16 protein-coding genes are annotated in these 19,204 nt (G+C 45.8%); 11 read left to right on the forward strand and 5 right to left on the reverse strand.

Features of this window, described 5'->3' with window-relative positions; genetic code table 11:
- Positions 1-46 precede the first annotated feature (46 nt).
- Both fdhD and R2S67_RS03450 read right to left on the reverse strand, forming a co-directional pair.
- Positions 47-877: a formate dehydrogenase accessory sulfurtransferase FdhD gene (fdhD, locus tag R2S67_RS03445; protein WP_017447522.1), complete on the reverse strand. Its 831-nt coding sequence runs from the start codon at positions 875-877 to the stop codon at positions 47-49.
- Between the two features lie 53 nt (positions 878-930).
- Entirely contained in the window at positions 931-1,815 is an 885-nt protein-coding gene (locus R2S67_RS03450) for a LysR family transcriptional regulator (protein WP_046875405.1), read from the reverse strand.
- A 667-nt stretch (positions 1,816-2,482) separates the two neighbouring features.
- Here R2S67_RS03450 and R2S67_RS03455 point away from each other — a divergent pair.
- The 4 genes from R2S67_RS03455 to R2S67_RS03470 all read left to right on the forward strand — a co-directional run bounded on the left by R2S67_RS03455 (position 2,483) and on the right by R2S67_RS03470 (position 7,369).
- Positions 2,483-4,807, forward strand: a complete 2,325-nt coding sequence (locus R2S67_RS03455; RefSeq protein ID WP_317342256.1) for an FdhF/YdeP family oxidoreductase — start codon at positions 2,483-2,485, stop codon at positions 4,805-4,807.
- 302 nt (positions 4,808-5,109) lie between these two features.
- Positions 5,110-5,586, forward strand: a complete 477-nt coding sequence (locus tag R2S67_RS03460) for a DM13 domain-containing protein (protein WP_317342257.1) — start codon at positions 5,110-5,112, stop codon at positions 5,584-5,586.
- A gap of 141 nt (positions 5,587-5,727) precedes the next feature.
- A complete protein-coding gene (locus tag R2S67_RS03465) occupies positions 5,728-6,528 on the forward strand; it encodes a PhzF family phenazine biosynthesis protein (protein WP_317342259.1) in 801 nt (266 codons plus the stop codon).
- Positions 6,529-6,673: 145 nt separating this feature from the next.
- Positions 6,674-7,369 (forward strand): aspartate/glutamate racemase family protein, encoded by a 696-nt coding sequence (locus R2S67_RS03470; protein ID WP_317342260.1) that lies wholly within the window; start codon positions 6,674-6,676, stop codon positions 7,367-7,369.
- A 76-nt stretch (positions 7,370-7,445) separates the two neighbouring features.
- Here the strand turns inward: R2S67_RS03470 and R2S67_RS03475 are convergent, their stop codons facing one another.
- Both R2S67_RS03475 and R2S67_RS03480 read right to left on the reverse strand, forming a co-directional pair.
- Positions 7,446-9,149, reverse strand: a complete 1,704-nt coding sequence (locus tag R2S67_RS03475) for an FAD-dependent oxidoreductase (protein WP_317342262.1) — start codon at positions 9,147-9,149, stop codon at positions 7,446-7,448.
- Between the two features lie 71 nt (positions 9,150-9,220).
- The gene (locus R2S67_RS03480; protein WP_012842250.1) at positions 9,221-9,406 is read right to left on the reverse strand and encodes a DUF2892 domain-containing protein; all 186 of its coding nucleotides are present in this window, start codon (positions 9,404-9,406) and stop codon (positions 9,221-9,223) included.
- A 178-nt stretch (positions 9,407-9,584) separates the two neighbouring features.
- On the opposite strand from R2S67_RS03480, the gene R2S67_RS03485 reads away from it, so the two are divergent.
- Genes R2S67_RS03485 through R2S67_RS03505 form a run of 5 tightly spaced genes read left to right on the forward strand, consistent with a single transcriptional unit; the run spans position 9,585 to position 15,199 of the window.
- Positions 9,585-9,893, forward strand: a complete 309-nt coding sequence (locus R2S67_RS03485) for an ArsR/SmtB family transcription factor (RefSeq protein ID WP_012842251.1) — start codon at positions 9,585-9,587, stop codon at positions 9,891-9,893.
- A 28-nt stretch (positions 9,894-9,921) separates the two neighbouring features.
- The gene (locus R2S67_RS03490) at positions 9,922-10,341 is read left to right on the forward strand and encodes a YeeE/YedE family protein (RefSeq protein ID WP_258684638.1); all 420 of its coding nucleotides are present in this window, start codon (positions 9,922-9,924) and stop codon (positions 10,339-10,341) included.
- Between the two features lie 10 nt (positions 10,342-10,351).
- The gene (locus R2S67_RS03495; RefSeq protein WP_005460965.1) at positions 10,352-10,810 is read left to right on the forward strand and encodes a YeeE/YedE family protein; all 459 of its coding nucleotides are present in this window, start codon (positions 10,352-10,354) and stop codon (positions 10,808-10,810) included.
- Between the two features lie 28 nt (positions 10,811-10,838).
- On the forward strand, positions 10,839-14,147 hold the full coding sequence (locus R2S67_RS03500) for an efflux RND transporter permease subunit (RefSeq protein ID WP_317342273.1): 3,309 nt from the start codon (positions 10,839-10,841) through the stop codon (positions 14,145-14,147).
- Positions 14,144-15,199 (forward strand): efflux RND transporter periplasmic adaptor subunit, encoded by a 1,056-nt coding sequence (locus tag R2S67_RS03505; RefSeq protein WP_301615374.1) that lies wholly within the window; start codon positions 14,144-14,146, stop codon positions 15,197-15,199. The genes R2S67_RS03500 and R2S67_RS03505 overlap by 4 nt, the downstream gene beginning before the upstream one ends.
- A gap of 91 nt (positions 15,200-15,290) precedes the next feature.
- Here R2S67_RS03505 and R2S67_RS03510 read toward each other — a convergent pair whose 3' ends face one another.
- Entirely contained in the window at positions 15,291-16,157 is an 867-nt protein-coding gene (locus tag R2S67_RS03510) for an endonuclease/exonuclease/phosphatase family protein (RefSeq protein ID WP_317342275.1), read from the reverse strand.
- A gap of 309 nt (positions 16,158-16,466) precedes the next feature.
- Between R2S67_RS03510 and nrdD the strand changes: the two genes are divergently transcribed.
- Together nrdD and nrdG are read left to right on the forward strand one after the other, a co-directional pair.
- Positions 16,467-18,587, forward strand: a complete 2,121-nt coding sequence (gene nrdD, locus R2S67_RS03515) for an anaerobic ribonucleoside-triphosphate reductase (protein WP_020842161.1) — start codon at positions 16,467-16,469, stop codon at positions 18,585-18,587.
- Between the two features lie 84 nt (positions 18,588-18,671).
- The gene (gene nrdG, locus R2S67_RS03520) at positions 18,672-19,142 is read left to right on the forward strand and encodes an anaerobic ribonucleoside-triphosphate reductase-activating protein (RefSeq protein ID WP_005394529.1); all 471 of its coding nucleotides are present in this window, start codon (positions 18,672-18,674) and stop codon (positions 19,140-19,142) included.
- The last annotated feature ends 62 nt before the right edge of the window (positions 19,143-19,204 follow it).

A 19,204-nucleotide genomic window follows, 5' to 3' on the forward strand; every position in this document is an offset into this window, starting at 1 on the left:
CAGAGGTCTCCGTTAGAAATATTAGGAATTCGGCTAGGTCGACGTGTTAAGGCGCAGGGCTGTATAGACGCGGCGAGCCGTGTTTTGGCAAGTGAATTAGGTTCAAATGGTTTCTTCTTGCCCATTCGACGGTTAACGCTGTAGGTGCAGATAAGCAAACCAGTGTGGGGATGCGCGCGCGAACGGCTTTGTGGATCAACTCTAAGCTGCAACGGCTTGTCATGATTGCGAAGCCACTTTGAGGTTCGATGTGATTGTTGGCCAATGCGCCAATCAACTTATCTAGCGCGTTGTGACGGCCGATGTCCTCTCGGCACAACTTGATGTTGCCTTGTAAATCTGCAAATAAAGCGGCGTGTAACGCGCCAGATTCACGTGCGGCTTCTTGATGCAGTGCGACTTTGTCTCGCAGCCCTTCGAATACATCGGAGCGCGGAGGAAGAGACGGTGTTAGCGGTGCTAAATCAGGCAAAGCTTGTTCAAGAGCTTCGACGCCACAAATGCCGCATCCGGTTGTGCCAGCAAGATTTCGACGTTGTGTTTTTAACGCCCAGAAAGCGCGGTTGCTGATTTCCACTTCCGCATAGTGAGATTCGTGATCGCCACCAATTTCAATGTCTTTGATCTCTTTGAAGTCGTGGACGATGCCTGTGCTTAGGCTAAATCCTTTCACGAAGTCTTCCAGGTGGCCTGGCGTCACCATCATGACCGCTTGGCTAATGCCGTTGTAGCTGATAGCTAAGGCGGATTCACTCGCCAGCGACATTTGTTGCACTGGGCGGCCATCAATCAATTCTCGATAATTGAACGCACTTGGTTGAGGTGGTGCTTGATTGAAATCGGACAGTTCAAAATAAGATTGAGTAGTACATCTCATGAAATCACCTCATAAGCCGTTATGTATGCCAAACATTGACGTGTGGATTGTTGTTATCGATTGAATATGCTTTTTGCTTCTGCGAAACACTGATCGGTTAGCGCGGAGAAGGGTTCTTGTTTTCGCTTTAACAAACCTAGCGGGGCGTGAACGGCGGCTTCTTCGATAGGAATAATGCGAAGCGTATCGTTCAGCTCTTCTAATCCACAATTCAGCGGCATAATGGCGCAACAAAGGCCACTGGTTACTGCTTGGATCAAGTGAAAGGTGGAGTTACTTTCAATGACGGTTTGCGGAACTAGCCCTTTACTCACAAAGCTAAGATCAATCGAGTGGCGATAGTGCATGCCTTTCGAAAGCAGCCCTAGAGGAATGTTATTGAGTGACTCCCACAACACTTCAGATTCGGCAAAGTCAAAATGACGCTCATCGAATAAAACGCCAAGTTTGGTCGAATCTAGCTCGATAACATCGAAGTAAGCGGTGTTGACTTGATCGACATAACACATGCCCAAATCAAGCTGATTGCGATTGAGTTGGTCTATGATCTGTTCGGTCGTCATGGAGAGTATTTGAAAGCGTAACTCAGGGAACTGTTGAGCTAATGGTTTGAGCAATTGCATCGGGTTTTGGCTGGCGAGTGGCACCATTCCAAGCCGAAGTGAACCGACCAACTGACCACGGCAGTTGGCGGCTTCGGCTTGCAATCCATCATGAGCGGCTAAGACGGTTTTTGCCCAAGCTAAAATGCGTTCTCCGGCTTCAGTAAATCCTTCAAATCGTTGACTTCTCTGGATTAATTCGAGGTCGAGTTCTTCCTCTAAGCTTCGGATTCTCATGGACAAGGTAGGCTGCGTAATGTGGCACAATGCGGCGGCTTGACCAAAGTGTTTGGTCTGTTCAAGTGCGATGAGATATTTCAGTTGTTTGATATCCATAATGGATTGTTCACCTTGCGTTGTGAGTCACATGTACGGGGGAACTCCCTAAAAAAGGGCACAGCACTACCGTACTTTTTAAGCGCTGGAGCGTTTTAACTGGGTAATGGAAAGCCAAAACCAAGTCAAGAATAAAACCACACTCAAAATTGATCTGAATCAAGGCTATTCCTGATATTAATTAGGGTCAAATTTAAAGTATCTATAGTGTGATAGATACTATCTATTATCAAGAATGCCGATTTTATTGAGTTCGTTAAGCGAACTAGGTGGAATCGAATGGGAAAACGATTAACCTCATAAACTGTATTGATTAAAAATGTGATGAGCGTCAGTGGAAAAGTTCGTCATAGATTTTGTTTATCACTCGGTCAGGATTATCAATTGGACGCATATTGAATAACGACTTAATCTTTGATTTAGATCAAGGCGCAACAATGCAAATTGAATCTAACAGTCTTAGAAACAGTAGGCGGGTATCCGATAGCAAGAATCTAGATAAGTAAACGCTCGGACAAGCGAGAGCATGTTGAGTGGTTACTTATTTGGATTAAAAAATACATGGATTAGAAACTAAGCCCTTCAATACTTCCGCATTATCTCAATAAATAACGCGCTTGTTTTCACGGGCACCCTGCTTGCTGGTATATCTGCGAGGAGTAAAGTCGTGAGCCAAAAAGAACAAATAAAAGCATACAAAGGTCCAGCTGGTGGTTGGGGGGCATTGAAAGCCGTAACCAGAAGTTGGTGGGGCAGTGAAAATGCAGTGAAGAACATTCGCACTATGCTCAAAACCAACCAAAATGGCGGTTTCGACTGCCCGGGATGCGCATGGGGTGAGTCGCCAGATAGTGGTAAAGTCAATTTCTGTGAGAATGGCGCGAAAGCGGTAAACTGGGAGGCGACCAATCGTCTGGTTGATCCTGATTTTTTTGCCAATCACAGCGTTTCTTCTCTCTCAACGCAAACCGATTACTGGTTGGAATACCAAGGCCGTATCACGCACCCAATGCGATACGATGCCGAGTCCGATCACTATGTGCCAGTCTCTTGGGATGAGGCTTTTGCTCTTGTCGCGAAACATCTCAATCAATTGGATTCACCGCACCAAGCGGAGTTTTATACCTCTGGTCGTGCAAGCAACGAAGCGGCGTTTTTGTATCAGCTATTTGTCCGCGCATTCGGTACCAACAACTTCCCAGATTGTTCCAACATGTGTCACGAAGCCAGTGCAATAGGGATGAAAGACACCATTGGTGTTGGTAAAGGCACAGTGATCTTTGATGATTTTGAAGAAGCCGACGCGATTTTCGTGATTGGTCAAAACCCGGGCACGAACCACCCACGAATGCTTGAACCTCTGCGCGAAGCGGTAAAACGTGGTGCTCAGGTTATCTGTCTAAACCCGCTGAAAGAGCGCGGATTAGAGCGTTTCCAAAACCCACAAATGCCGATTGAGATGTTGAGTAATGGCTCAGAGCCTACAAACACGGCGTACCTGCGTCCTGCTTTGGGCGGAGACATGGCAGTATTTCGTGGCATCGCGAAATTCTTGTTGCAATGGGAACGCGAGGCTTTGCAAAACGGCGGCAAAGCGGTATTTGACCGTGAATTCATCAAGCAACACACGATTGGTATTGATGAGTATTTGGCTGAAGTGGACGCAACCTCTTGGGAACACATCGCGGAACAATCGGGTCTTGATTTAAGTGAGATCGAGATGGTGGCGAGCATGTATCGACGTGCAGAACGTGTGATCATGTGTTGGGCAATGGGGTTGACTCAGCATCGTCACTCTGTGCCAACCATTAAAGAAGTCGCAAACGTGCAAATGTTACGAGGTAACGTTGGTAAGCCGGGCGCGGGTCTTTCACCAGTGCGTGGTCACAGTAACGTTCAGGGCGACCGTACGATGGGCATTGATGAAAAACCTTCAGATCTGTTGTTGGATCGAATTGAAAGTCGATTTAACTTTGCCGTCCCACGTGGTGAAGGCCACAACACTGTGCAAGCCATTAAAGCGATGGAAGAAGGGCAAGCGAAAGTATTTATCGGTTTGGGCGGTAACTTTGCACAAGCAACGCCAGACACAGAACGTACGCACAACGCGATGCGAAACTGCAATTTAACCGTACACATTTCGACGAAGTTAAATCGTTCTCACCTTGTCACAGGTAAAGATGCGCTTATTCTTCCATGCTTAGGCCGTACTGAGATTGATCAGCAAGCGACTGGCCCACAAGGCGTGACGGTTGAAGATACCTTCAGCATGGTGCATATCTCATTTGGTCAGCTAAAACCGCGTTCGGAGCATTTGCGTTCAGAACCAGCGATTATTGCCGGTATTGCCAATGCTACACTCGGGGAAAAACCAATTGATTGGTTGTGGGCGATTGAAGATTACGACCGTATTCGCGATTTGATTGCCGATACCATTCCGGGCTTTACCGACTTTAACCATAAGCTTAAACACCCGGGTGGATTCCACTTGGTAAACCCAGCAGCCGAGCGTCGATGGAATACACCAAGCGGCAAAGCACAGTTCAGCTCTAGCGAGTTGCCGAAGCAGTTGATCAGCGAAGCGATACTCGAAAAAGGCCAAAAGCCAGATTTGATTTTGCAAACCATGCGCTCACACGACCAATACAATACGACACTTTACGGCTTGAATGACCGTTATCGTGGAGTATTTGGCATGCGCGAAGTGCTGTTCATCAATGAAGCGGATATTCGTAAACTCGGATTTGAAACGGGCGACAAAGTGGACATGGTGTCATTATGGGAAGATGGCGTTGAGCGCCGTGTGAGCGGATTTACGCTTGTTGCCTATGACGTACCAGCAGGTCAGGCGGCGGCTTACTATCCAGAAACGAACCCATTGGTTCCTTTAGATAGTTATGGGGATAGAACGTTTACGCCAACCTCTAAGTTTATTGCGATCAAATTGGAAAAATCGACATCCGATAAGATCGCTTTGGTGGAAGCAGAATAGTTCCCAAACCAGCACAACGACATTCCAGATAAGCAAACGGCTGATATCAATTATCAGCCGTTTTTAATTGCTCACTTTGCCTTTAGATCATTTCGTCGAAGGCGTATAGGGGCTGAATTAAAAAATAGTTATTTTGGTTAGTAACGGGCTTATTGGATAGCGTTCTTAAAGAAAGGCAGCAGTTAAGGCGCATTGGCCCTGCTTGTGTATAATATTAATGAAATTAGGCTATTGGACGTATAACCTGACGGATGTCTGTATTTGAGCCTAAATCTAAGCTGATGAAACTAACAAGAATATAGATGATCTTGAAAAGTATAATTAAATTAACGTTAAGCCACTTAGTGGCTGTTGCGATTGGTATTGCGATAGGTATCTATACTTTACCGATTCTTATTGCACCGCCTGCGCCGACCGATGAGCAAGTTTCTGAGAGCATGCAAGGTGCAGAATACAGTGCAGTTGTCACGAGGGACCTCAAAGATAGCGACGCTTTTCATTGGGGAGAAGGTGAAATTCATTTGAGTTCCCAAGCTATTACGCTGGTAGGAAAACTCGCTCCCGGGCCTGACTATAAACTCTATTTATCTCCTAAATTTGTCGAGACTGAACAAGCGTTTAATGACCTTAAATCTGAGATGAGCTTGGTTGGTGATGTCAAAACGTTCAATAACTTCGTTGTTGAGGTTCCTCAAGGCATTTCCATTTCTGAATACAATACTGTTGTTGTTTGGTGTGAAACATTCGGTGAGTTCATTACTTCGGCAAAATACCAATAAATCCCATCAGGAGAAAAAGGGGTTTCTTCTTAGTTAATAAAGGTTTACTGCTCAAATAACTGGTGCAATACATTACGTGGTACAAATGCACTAAGTGCTGCTAAAGGTTCTACAGTGTTTGATAGAACTTAAGGATATTTTGTGGAAGTTAAAATTTTTCAGGTCGACTCGTTTACATCAGATGTGTTCAAAGGCAATCCTGCAGGTGTGTGTATCACAGAATCAAGCCTTGATGAGGAAATGATGTTGGCCATAGCGGCAGAGATGTCACTATCTGAAACCGCGTTTCTGTCATTAAACACAATGCAACTTCGTTGGTTTACACCTGAAACGGAAGTCGCTTTGTGTGGACATGGCACATTGGCCACGGCGCACGTGCTGAGAGAGCAAGGGTTATATAGTACAGGTGATACCATTGAGTTTGCTACGCTATCCGGCGTTTTAACTGCACAACTTGATCATGACGACATTCATTTGGTGTTTCCTGCTCCTATTTTAGATATGCGAGCAAGTATTAACACAGACTTGCTTCACGGCTTAGGGCTCGATGTGGCTGATGTAATCGCTTATGGTCAGTTTGATAATAAGCAGTTGATCGTCATCAATGATGAGTCTTTGATAGAGCAACTTGAACCTGATTTTAGTACGTTACTTAAACAAAAAGGTCGTGGAGTCGTCATCACTGCTCAATCAAGCACTGACGCTGATTTTGTCTCTCGTTACTTTGCCCCTTGGGTGGGTGTTGATGAGGACCCAGTGACAGGTTCTGCTCATTGCGCTTTATGTGTTTACTGGGCCAAAGAGTTCGGTAAAGCGCAATTAAAAGGCTTCCAAGCATCCAAGAGAAGTGGAGTTGTTTATACAGAACTATTGAGTCCGGAATACGTTAAGCTTTCTGGAAGTGCGGTAACAATGTTGCGAGGAGATATGAGAATCGCGTAGTCGTCCTTTTTGGTTCTCGTTTTTTTTGATCGCAGGTTTATCCAGTTTTCACTAGTGACAAAGCTAGAAAGCTGTCTATCCACGTGGTTGATTTTGTTTGTAAAAGCACCCCTCCCATAGTGGTGTATAACGATTGGAGAGTTATATGAAAACGATCGGTCTTCTAGGCGGCATGAGTTGGGAGTCGACGCTTAGTTATTACAAATTGATCAACGAAGGGGTCAAAGAGGCGTTAGATGGCCTAAATTCCGCAAAAGTTTGTATGTATAGCGTGAATTTTTCAGAGATAGAGAAACTTCAACACCAAGGTAAATGGGAAGAAACGGCAAGTATTCTATCTGATGCTGCATCTTCAATAGAAAAAGGGGGCGCTGATTTTATTCTTATTTGTACGAACACAATGCACAAAGTTGCTCCTCAAATTGAAGCCAGCATTAATATCCCCATACTACATATCGCAGACGCGACTGCTGAGTTACTTCGTGAGAAAGAGGTTCAAAAGGTCGGACTCCTAGGTACTCAATTCACAATGGAGCAAGACTTTTACAAAGGACGGCTTTCCGACCTCTATGGGCTGGATGTCATAACTCCTGCTCAAGATGATCGCTCTATAGTGCATAACATTATTTATAAAGAGTTATGCCAAGGTGAAATCAAAGAGGAATCGAGAACGATATACCTGCAAATTATTGAAAAACTAAAAGAGCAGGGAGCTGAAGCTGTGATTCTCGGGTGCACTGAAATTGCCTTACTTGTAAACCAAAGTCACACCGATGTTACGCTACTTGATACCACTTCTATCCATGCTCAAGCGGCAGTCCGTTTGGCGATAGAAGGTTAATGAGTTAGATTTGAGTCCATGTAAATAAACAAAAGAGAAAACCAATCCCTCGGTTTTCTCTGTTTTTATTATCCCGTTATAAGCGCGAGAATTTGAGTGTTCTGTATCCACCAATCAAGTTGCGGGCTTTGTAACCATTGTTGACCAGTTGACGGTATGCCACGTTACCGCGCAAGCCTACTTGACAGTAAATCACAATCTCTTTGTCTTTTGGTAGTTCACCCATACGATGGCGTAGCTGATCAACCGGAATGTTGATTGCCCCTTCAAGATAACCAACAGACTCCAATTCACCCGGGTTACGGACGTCGAGGAGAATTTGATCTTCAGTCAGGTTGTCGATTTCATCGTAATGAATCGCCGCTGCGTCACCTTTGATGATGTTATTTGCCACAAACGCCGCTTGGTTGATCACATCTTTTGCACTGCCGTAAGGTGGCGCGTAAGTCAGTTCAAGATGCTGCAGTTGTTCAACCGTCATGCCAGCACGTTGTGCAACAGCCATAACGTCAATACGTTTGTCGATACCGTCTTTACCAACTGCTTGAGCACCTAAAATCTTGCCTGATTTTGGATCGAACAACATTTTGAACGACACCACTTCTGCACCAGGGTAGTAGCTCGCGTGGCTTGCGGTATGCACGTACACTTTGTCGTATTCAATACCAGCGCGTTTCAATTGTTTCTCATTTTTACCTGTTGAAGCCACAGCAAGGTCAAAGATTTTACAAATCGCTGTCCCTTGTGTGCCTTGGTAAGTTTCTTTGCGGCCTAGCATATTGTCTGCTGCCATACGACCTTGACGGTTTGCCGGGCCTGCAAGTGGCACTAGAGTTTGCTCGCCAGTCACGAAGTCTTTCTCTTCTACCGCGTCGCCGACAGCGTAGATCGAAGGATCGCTGGTTTGCATGTATTCGTTCGTGTAAATACCGCCTAGCGCACCAATTTGAAGGCCAGCTTCTTGCGCCAGTTTTGTCTCAGGACGTACACCGATTGCCATGATCAGAATATCGGTAGTGAGTTTTTCACCGTTGTTCAGTGTTAATTCCAATTCACCTTCTAGGTGTTGGTGTTTCTCACTCTCACCAGAGTCGAAACTTGCAACGTGCTCGTTAGGTAGGAATTTCACAGATTCAAGCGCGACGCCAAGTTTTAGGTCGACACCTTTATCACGAATTTCTGCATGAGCAAAACCTGCCATTTCACGGTCTACTGGCGTCATGACTTGGTCTGCCATTTCGATCAGAGAGGTTTTAATGCCAAGTTGGTGGAAGGCTTCCATCATTTCTAAACCGATGAAACCGCCGCCAACAACTGTCGCATGCTCTGGCTTGTTCATTTGGATCGTTTCGATGATGCGATCCATATCTGGAATGTTACGTAGCGAGTGGGTGAGCGGGTTATCGAGACCTGGAATTGGCGGAACAATAGGGCCGGCACCTGGGCTAAGCAGTAGAAAATCGTACGGTTCTACGTATTCAGACTCATCCAACAGGTTTTTGATCGTAACGGTCTTGTCCTGTCGGTTAATAGAAACCACTTCATTCATCACGCGAACATCAACGTTAAAGCGTGCTAAAAAGCTTTCTGGCGTTTGTAGTAGTAACTTACTGCGTTCTTGGATATCGCCGCCGATGTGATAAGGCAAGCCACAGTTGGCAAATGAAACAAACGGGCCACGTTCAAACATGATGATTTCGGCATCTTCGCTTAGACGACGAGCACGCGCCGCCGCAGATGCACCACCTGCAACACCACCGACGATTAAGATCTTAGTCATTTTTAACTCCAAGTTTTAGGGCGAACTGACCTTTCACGAATAGCCAGTGTGAAAGGTCACTACGCTCTAGATTATCTAAAACCAAATTTCTTTAAAAAATAAGCAGCAGGGCAGATTCCCGTGTAAGCACTTTGAATAAGATTAACGCCGATAAACACGGTGAACCAAATGAAGTTACTGTGAACGAACACGGTTAGTATGACCGAGATCAATACCATCGTGCCTGCAAAAATTCGTACTGCATTTTCTAACGTCATAACTCTTCTCCTTCGTACTCTCAAACTGAGAACGCCATCCTTTGATATTCATCACTATAATTATCTAAATTAGAAATGTCTAATGTTAATTTATCTAAATTCATAATTGCTAATTTAGCGTTGACTAAATGTTTTGTTTTAGTAATATCTAATTTAGTTTTTAATGTAGAGGTTAGTCATGAGCTATACAGATATGGATGTAGCAGCAATGAAAGGCAATGCCAATGAAGCTGCTGATCTCCTAAAAGTAATGGCACATCCGGAAAGGCTAATGGTGTTGTGCCAACTGACCCAAGGTGAGGTTGGTGTTGGGGAGCTGCAAAAGAACTCGTTCCTTAGCCAATCCGCCTTTTCACAGCACTTGACGGTGCTTCGCAAACACAAATTGATCAAGGCTCGTAAGGCATCACAGCAAGTGTTTTATTCGTTGTCAGAACCGAGAGTTGAGTCATTAATCAAGGCGCTTCATAGCGTTTTCTGTAACTAATTCGTAGCTAAGATTTTAGAGGTAAATAATGTTAAACGTTATTCCATGGGAATCGCTGTTTGGTGGCATTTTGTTAGGGATCTCCGCCACTATATTGTTGTTGGTTAACGGGAAAATTGCCGGAATCAGTGGAATTATGAATGGCATTATGTCACCGAAAAAAGGCGATTATTCATGGCGATTGCTTTTTGCGGTTGGAATGATAGCTGGTGGCTTGATTAGCGTTCTGATGTTGGGCGTTGCGGTTCCTAGTACCGCGAACCTTTCTTTAGGGATGGTGATTGCCGCTGGTTTATTGGTAGGAATCGGAACCAGACTGGGTAACGGATGTACTAGTGGGCACGGCATTTGTGGCATGGGCCGTTTGTCTAAACGCTCTGTTGTGGCGACCTGTGTATTTATGGTTGTCGCTGGCTTAACGGTATTCGTTCGACTTCACCTAGTTTAAGAGAGATTCCATGAACAAGACTATTTTTCGTTTTTCTGCTCTTTTGAGCGGTGTGTTATTCGGTATGGGCATGGCGGTGTCCGGCATGATCGACCCAGCTAAAGTCATTGGATTTTTAGATATTTCTGGCAGTTGGGACCCAAGTTTGGCTTTTGTGATGGGCGGCGCACTCGCGGTATTCATGCCAAGCTATTTTTTAATCATCAAGCCGAGAAAACAATCAGTTAGCGGTGAAGCGTTTTGCACACCAACCAATAAGAACATCGACGGACGTTTGCTATCTGGTGCGGCGATCTTTGGTTTAGGTTGGGGTTTGGCAGGTATTTGCCCTGGCCCTGCAGTTGCGAGTCTGGCATTAGGCAACGTGAGCATTGTAGTGTTCTTCCTTGCGATGTTAGTTGGATCTCTGTTCGCGAAAGCGATCATTACTAACCGTAACGCGAAGAAGATGAAAACCGCGAACGCGTAAACAATCAATCTGATATGGAGGGGAAAGGATGCCCGACAAACTAAAGCGAAGTTTTGTTCAGTCTGTGATGAACAGCTTTTTCCCTCCGATCATGATCTTACTCGCGCTTGTGGTCGGTGCCGCGGCCTTGTGGTTGACCCCGAAAGAGGAAGACCCGCAAATCGTTGTGCCGATGGCAGATGTATTGGTTTCGGCTCCCGGACTCAGCGCTTCTCAAGTCGAAAATCAAATCACTGAACCATTAGAAAAGCTTGTTAGCCAAATTGACGGTGTGGAATACGTTTATTCCTCGTCCATGGAAGGTGCTGCGCAAGTCATCGTTCGTTTCTATGTAGGTGAAAACCGCGAAGATGCTCTGGTTAAGCTTTACAACAAACTCTATTCCAACCAAGACAAAGTTCCTCCTTCTGTCACTAACTGGCTTGTAAAGCCTGTTGAGATCGATGATGTACCCATTGTTGTTGCCGCAATTTATTCCACCGATCCAGACATTCTCGATCGCCATCAGCTGAGACGTATTGCAGACCAAGCCACGTTAGGCATTAAATCATTGGATGCCACCAACAAGGTGGAAGTGATTGGCGGTGAGCCGAGAAAAATCCAGATAGAGCTTGATTCTGTTGCGATGGCAAACTTCAAAGTAACCATCGATGACCTAGAACAGGCCATTCAGCTCAGTAATAGTAAAACTCAAGGCAAGAACGTTCGCGTAAACGGGCAAAATTTCACATTGGAGTCGGGACGGTTTCTGACTAACGCCGAAGAGGTTGGCGATCTTGTTATCGCGGTGCTCAATGGCAAACCCGTTTATTTGAAAGATGTCGCGCGTATTTACGACGGTGAAGGTGAGGCAACATCCGATACTTGGTATCGCGATAAAAACCACGATGAAGCATACCCAGCGGTGTTCATTTCTGTCGCTAAACAAAAAGGCTCGAACGCGGTTAACGTGGCTCAGTCTGTTCGGGATAAACTGGCGGAGCTTCAATCCGAGCAATTTCCTCCACAAGTTCAAGTTGAAGTCATTCGCGACTATGGCGAAACGGCGAATGCGAAAGTAAACAACTTGGTATCAAGCCTTGGCATCTCTATTCTAACGGTCGTGGTGTTTGTCGGTTTGTTCTTGAACTGGCGAAGCGCATTGGTGGTTGGTATCGCGATTCCGATTAGCTATGGTGCCGCGCTCGGGATGGACTTGGCATTTGGCTATTCCATCAACCGAGTCACACTCTTTGCGTTGATTTTGGCGCTAGGTTTGATCGTGGACGATCCGATCGCCAGCATCGACAACATTGAACGCTACCTCAAACGAAAAAATCTAACACGAACCAATGCGATTGTTCTCGCCATGGCAGAAATTCGTAGCGCCTTGTTAATGTCGACGGTCGCGATTGTTATCGTGTTTACGCCGATGTTTTTTATCACTGGGATGATGGGGCCTTACATGGCGCCACTGGCGTTCAACGTTCCGATCAGCGTTATCTTTAGTACCGTTGTCGCGTTTATGATCACGCCTTGGCTTGCCAAGAAGCTACTCAAAGGTGCTGAGGAAAACGGCCACTATGACATCCAATCTTCGCCGATGTATCGTTTGTATCGTGGTGTGTTGATTCCGCTACTTGAAAGTCGCAAGAAAGCGTGGCTTTTCCTTGGTTTGGTTGCCTTGTTGTTCGTCTTGGCAGCATTGTTGCCAGCACTTCGCTTAGTTCCACTCAAGTTGCTGCCTTATGACAATAAAAATGAGTTCCAATTGGTATTAAACATGCCAGAGTCTTCAAGCTTTGTGGATACCTCCAACGCGCTGTCGAGCTTTACGGACTATTTAATGACGGTGCCGGAAGTGACAAGTGTGTCGGGCTTTGCAGGCACCGCTTCCCCAATGGATTTCAACGGCATGGTGCGCCACTACTTTATGCGTAGCGAACCATACCAAGGCGAGCTTCGAGTCGTTCTTGCAGAGAAGAATCGCCGCGCAATGCAATCACACGAACTGGTGACACGACTCAGGGCGGATTTAGAGCAGATTGCAGATAATTTTGACGCTGACGTGCAGCTAGTCGAAGTGCCGCCAGGCCCGCCTGTTATCGCCACCATTACGGCAGAAGTTTACGGTGATGAAGCGACATCTTATGAAGATCTGATGATTCAAGCAGAGAAAGTCGCGGATAGGCTTCGCAAAGAACAGTTGGTTTCTGAGGTGGATACCAGCATCCAAGGTGATTTAGAAACGTGGCAGTTCATCGTTGATCAAGAAAAAGCGGCGCTGTCTGGTGTTTCTGTTGCTGATATCAATAACACGCTTATTACCGCCGCGAACGCCAAAGTGCTCGGTTATATCGCCGATCCAAGAGAAGTGGCCCCATTACCTATCGAAGTGCAGCTCCGACGCGAAGACAGAGATAACCTTAATCAACTAGAGCAACTTTATGTGCGAGGCCGTCCGGGCATTGCAAAAGTAGAATCCAATGGGGCGGTTGTGGATGCTCCTCAGCCTATCGTGCAGTTGTCTGAAGTCGGTCATTTTGTGAAACGCGCAGCGGACAAACCGGTTTTCCATAAAAACCTCAAGCCTGTTGTGTATGTCTACGCCGAGGTAGTTGGGCGTGTTCCGGGTGAAGTGATTGCCGATGTGATGGCTGACCAAGATACAACTCACGCGGAAGATGTACATCGTCACTGGCAAGATCGCACGTACTTGAGCAATGGCGCTGGTGTCACTTGGAGCGTGCCAGATTACATCGAAGTGGTTTGGAGTGGTGAGGGGGAATGGAAAATCACAGTGGACGTATTCCGCGATTTAGGCATTGCTTATGGCGCTGCGCTGCTTGGCGTATTTGTGGTGATGTTGATTCAAACTGGTTTACCTGCGGTATCGGGCATCATCATGCTGGCGATACCCCTGACCGTGATTGGGATTATGCCGGGGTTCTGGATTTTGAATGTGTTAAGCAGTGACATCGGTAATTACCCGAACCCAGCGCTGTTCACGGCGACCGCGATGATCGGCATGATTGCGCTAGCAGGGATTGTGGTGCGTAACTCACTCGTTTTGATTGAATTTGTTCAGCAATCGCTGGCTGAAGGTCGTAGTTTACATGATGCGTTGATTGAATCTGGTGTTGTTCGTATGCGGCCAATATTGCTGACCGCGGGTACAACGTTACTGGGTAACGTCGTGATTACGCTAGACCCAATTTTTAACGGTTTGGCTTGGGCAATCATATTCGGTATTACCGCCTCGACTATCTTTACGCTGCTTGTGGTTCCGGTGGTTTATAACCTTGCATACCAAAACACCAAAGGACATGGATTACCTCAGATGGAGGAAGAGCAATGAAATTAGATACCAAATGGTTAGGCGTGATTCTGTTTGCCATACTCGCGCTTCTTTTTCTCTATATGGCTGGTTTTTTTACAGAAAAGTTGCCGACAGAACATGACGCGAAAACCAACCAGATTGATGTAAATAACGCAGAGACACATCAACTGATGTTAACCAGCGAATCGGTTGTTCGAGAGTTTCCGGGCGTCGTCGTTGCAGAGCAGCACGCCGATATCGCTGCACGGTTAACGGCATCGGTGATGGAGGTATTGGTGAAGGTTGGCGATAGAGTGAAGCAAGGAGACGTGTTGGCGCGGCTAGAAAGCGATGATCTCGACGCGCGAGTTCGTCAAAGTGAGCAGGCTTTATCCTCTGCACAAGCGCAGCTCAATGCGGCGAGAAAGGAGTTTTCTCGTGTCAGAGCGCTTTTAAACAAAAAGCTGATCCCTCAATCGCAATTTGACCAAGCGGAAAGTGCGTTGCAAACCGCACAAGCCAACTTCAATAAAGCGCAAGCGGCGGTCTCTGAGGCGGAAACGACCTTTGGCTACAGCATCATTACTGCACCGTTTGATGGCTTGATCACGCAAAAGCCCATCAACAAAGGTGATACCGCGACGCCGGGGGCTTTGCTTTTATCAATGTACAATCCAAACTCGTTGGAAATAGAGGTGAACTTTGCTGAGTCTGTCATGCCTTATGTGACTTATGATAAAGAAGTGGACGTTGTTTTTCCGTCTTACAACCTCAACGCGCAAGCGGCAGTAAAAGAAGTGACGCCGTCGGCAGATGCCAACTCGCGCAGTTATACCGTAAAGCTTCAATTTGAGCCGCCAACGGCTATCTATCCAGGTACATACGCCAAAGTCGCGTTGACCTTGACCGACGATGTTGTACTTCGCGTGCCAAAAGAGGCGGTTTACCAAGTTGGCCAATTGGACTACGTAAAAGTGGTGCAAGACAGCGGTGAGATAGAAACTCGGCTTATTCAGCTTGGAGAGTTGGGGAGAGTGCGAACGGGGTTGAAGCAGGGTGACGTCGTACTGCTGAATCCAAGATCGCTTTAATAGAACGGTTTCTTTTGTTAACTAGTTAAACGTCTATCTAACAAACAAGAAGATAAAATAGCCCAGCATSATGCTGGGCTATTTTGTTCGTTCAGTTAAGCGTTACCGTTGCGTTTACAGGGCAATGGTCACTCAGTTTGTAATCTAAAACATCTTGTGAGCTAAACAGCGTTTGATGCGCGTTTTTCGCTTTTATTTGCGGGCTAACAATAATGTGATCAATCAAAGAGCGGAATTGGTGTGTTTTTCTTGGGTTCTTATTTGAGCGAACCTTGCAATCCGCTTTGGTATCTCGCGTTACCAATTGTGCATCGTTACCAAGCGTCATGATCGCCCACAGCCAATCACGTTGATACGGCAAGTTGTGATTGAAATCGCCCATTACGGCGTACTGCTGCTTTTTCTTTTCTCTCTCGCTCATCCATTTCGCAAGAGCTTCTCCTTGTTGGCTCAGTGTTTGGCAATTGCGGTTGTTTTTGTATGCTCCGCTGCATCCTGCTTTTAGATGCACAGAGAGCAGGTGAAGCTCGTCCTTTTGGTTTTGGTTAACGACGATGTAGCTGGCAAAGCGCAACTTGCTATTACCACGCGTGATTGAGAAGTCTGCTGGATCAGACACTTCAATGTGTTTGCGCACAGCAAAACCAGTGTACTGATTGGTATCAGAAAACTGAAGGTGCTTATTGTTTGATTGAGCTCGATCAGAGAGGTAAATCGCGTAGCCATCGCCTACGGCTTTTTGAACGGCGGCTTTGGAGTCGACCTCTTGAAAGGCGATGATGTCGGCTTGAGTTTTATCCACATATTGATTGAGTTTGACGAAATCGTCACTGGTTCTAGAAACCTTACCTCCATTTATAGACAGCCATTCTATATTCCAACTTGTTAAGTTGATGGAGTTTTGAGCAAGTGACGTTGAACTAAAAATTAATAAGGCAGTAACAAATAGTGATCGCATATTGGCTTGTTTCACTCCTGGATTTTAGCGTGTTCCTTTCCAACCTTTATCCTATAAGCGCTCTAAAAAAAGCAAGTAGATTTCGTACCAATTTTGCAATTTTCATGGTTTTCTTCTCAACTGAGATCAGTACCAATAAGATCGATTTGTTCTTGTCCGCTAGCCGATCTTTATTGATCAAAATCAATGTTTTCAAGTGGTGCTTTTCGTTAAATACGCCACAATATATTGTGTTAGCAGAATAAAAAATAACCCCATATAGTGTGTTTGTGGATAACTCTGTGAGTATGCTGGGGTAAGGAGAAGAAAGTGAAACCAATCGTAATCAAGCGTGACGGCTCAAGAGCTCCGTTCAACAGGGATCGTATCCAAGCAGCAGTTGAAGCGGCAGCGGAAAACAAAGATAAAGATGTCGCCATTTATGCTCTTAATGTCGCTCTTGCTGTCGAGTTACAGCTAAAAGATCACGATGAAGTTCACATCCATGAGATTCAAGACTTAGTCGAGAATGAGCTCATGCAAGGTCCTTACAAAGCCCTAGCACGTTCTTACATTGAATATCGCCATGACCGCGACATCGCGCGTGAAAAGCAAAGTGCACTAACTCGTGAAATCGAAGGCTTGATTGAAGAAAGTAACCTTGATTTGATCAACGAAAACGCGAACAAAGACGGCAAAGTTATCCCAACTCAGCGTGACCTTTTAGCGGGTATCGTGGCGAAGCACTACGCGAAAACGCACATCCTGCCTCGAGATGTGGTTCAAGCACACGAAGTGGGTGACATTCACTACCACGATCTGGATTACGCGCCATTCTTCCCAATGTTTAACTGTATGCTTATCGATTTGAAAGGCATGCTAACGCACGGCTTCAAAATGGGTAATGCAGAAATCGATACGCCTAAATCGATTTCAACTGCGACCGCAGTAACAGCGCAAATTATTGCGCAAGTAGCTAGCCATATTTATGGCGGTACGACAATCAACCGTATCGACGAAGTGCTTGCTCCGTACGTTATGACAAGCTATGAGAAGCACCTAGAGATCGCGAAAGAGTGGAACATTGCCGAGCCAGAAGAGTTCGCTAAAGCGCGCACCGAGAAAGAGTGTTACGACGCATTCCAATCGCTAGAGTATGAAGTAAACACACTGCACACGGCAAACGGTCAAACGCCATTCGTTACGTTTGGTTTTGGTCTTGGTACCAGCTGGGCGTCTCGTCTTATTCAGCAATCGATTTTGAAAAACCGTATCGCTGGTCTTGGCAAAAACCGTAAAACCGCCGTATTCCCTAAATTGGTGTTCGGTATTAAAGACGGTCTAAACCACAAGGCAGAAGATCCTAACTACGACATTAAGAAGCTTGCACTTGAGTGTGCTTCAAAACGTATGTACCCAGACATTCTTAACTACGACAAAGTCGTGGAAGTAACGGGCTCATTCAAAACACCTATGGGCTGTCGTAGCTTCCTAGGCACTTACGAAGAGGATGGCGAACTTATCCATGAAGGTCGTAACAACCTTGGTGTAGTTAGCTTGAACTTGCCACGTATCGCGCTTCGCGCGAAAGGCAGCGAAGCGAAGTTCTATGAACTGCTTGATGATCGTCTACGTCTTGCTCGTAAAGCACTGGAAACGCGTATTTCTCGTTTAGAGAACGTAAAAGCGCGCGTTGCACCAATTCTATATATGGAAGGTGCATGTGGTGTGCGCTTGAAAGCGGACGATTCGATTGCAGAAATCTTCAAAAACGGCCGTGCATCAATTTCTCTAGGTTACATTGGCGTGCATGAAACTATCAACGCGTTGTTTGGTACTGAAGCGCACGTTTACGATGATGCCGTATTGCGTGAAAAAGCGGTCGCGATCATCAAACATCTAAAAGATGCGGTGAATCAATGGGCTGACGAAACTGGCTATGGCTTTAGCTTGTACGCAACACCAAGTGAAAACCTATGTAGTCGTTTCTGCCGCATCGACACCAAAGAGTTTGGTTTGATTGAAGGCGTAACAGACAAAGGTTACTACACCAACAGCTTCCACTTGGATGTTGAGAAGAAGGTTAACCCTTACGACAAGATCGACTTCGAGATGCCTTACCCAGAAATCTCAAGCGGTGGCTTCATCTGTTACGGTGAGTTCCCGAACATGCAACGTAACGTAGAAGCGCTAGAAAACGTGTGGGACTACAGTTACACCCGCGTTCCTTACTACGGAACCAACACTCCGATTGATGAGTGTTACGAATGTGGTTACACCGGCGAGTTTGAATGTACAAGCAAAGGCTTTACTTGCCCAAGTTGTGGCAACCACGATTCAACCAAAGTATCGGTGACACGTCGCGTATGTGGCTACTTGGGCAGCCCAGATGCACGTCCGTTTAACTTCGGCAAACAAGAAGAAGTTAAACGTCGAGTGAAACACCTATAAGGTTAATTACCACTCGATTCAACACTTTGAAAATCAACCTGCTTTAGGTTGATTTTCATTTTCGCGATAACAAAGAGACGCATTATGAACTACCACCAATATTATCCAATTGACGTTGTTAACGGACCGGGTACGCGCTGCACATTGTTTGTGTCGGGCTGTGTACATCAGTGTCGTGGCTGTTATAACCAGTCGACGCAACGCTTGGATTCGGGTGTGTTGTTCACGCAAGAAGCGGAAGACAAAATCATCAATGACTTGAATGACACACGCATTAAGCGTCGCGGTTTGTCGTTGTCGGGCGGAGATCCGCTTCATCCTGCTAATGTGCCTCATATTTTAAAGATCGTGAAAAGGGTGAGAGAAGAGTGTCCCGGTAAAGACATATGGGTTTGGACAGGCTACACGCTGGCTGAACTGGATGACGCACAAAGAGAAGTAGTGCAATACATCGACGTTTTGATTGATGGTAAGTTTGAACAAGACAAGAAAGATCTCAATCTCGAATGGCGTGGCAGTTCAAACCAAATCATTCATCGCTTTACGGATATTTAATCAGGCATTCTCCAAACATAAAAAGGGCTCACACGTGCATAACGTGTGAGCCCTTTTGGTGT

It is taken from the genome of Vibrio sp. T13N, from assembly GCF_032970445.1.
Taxonomy (GTDB): domain Bacteria; phylum Pseudomonadota; class Gammaproteobacteria; order Enterobacterales; family Vibrionaceae; genus Vibrio; species Vibrio diabolicus.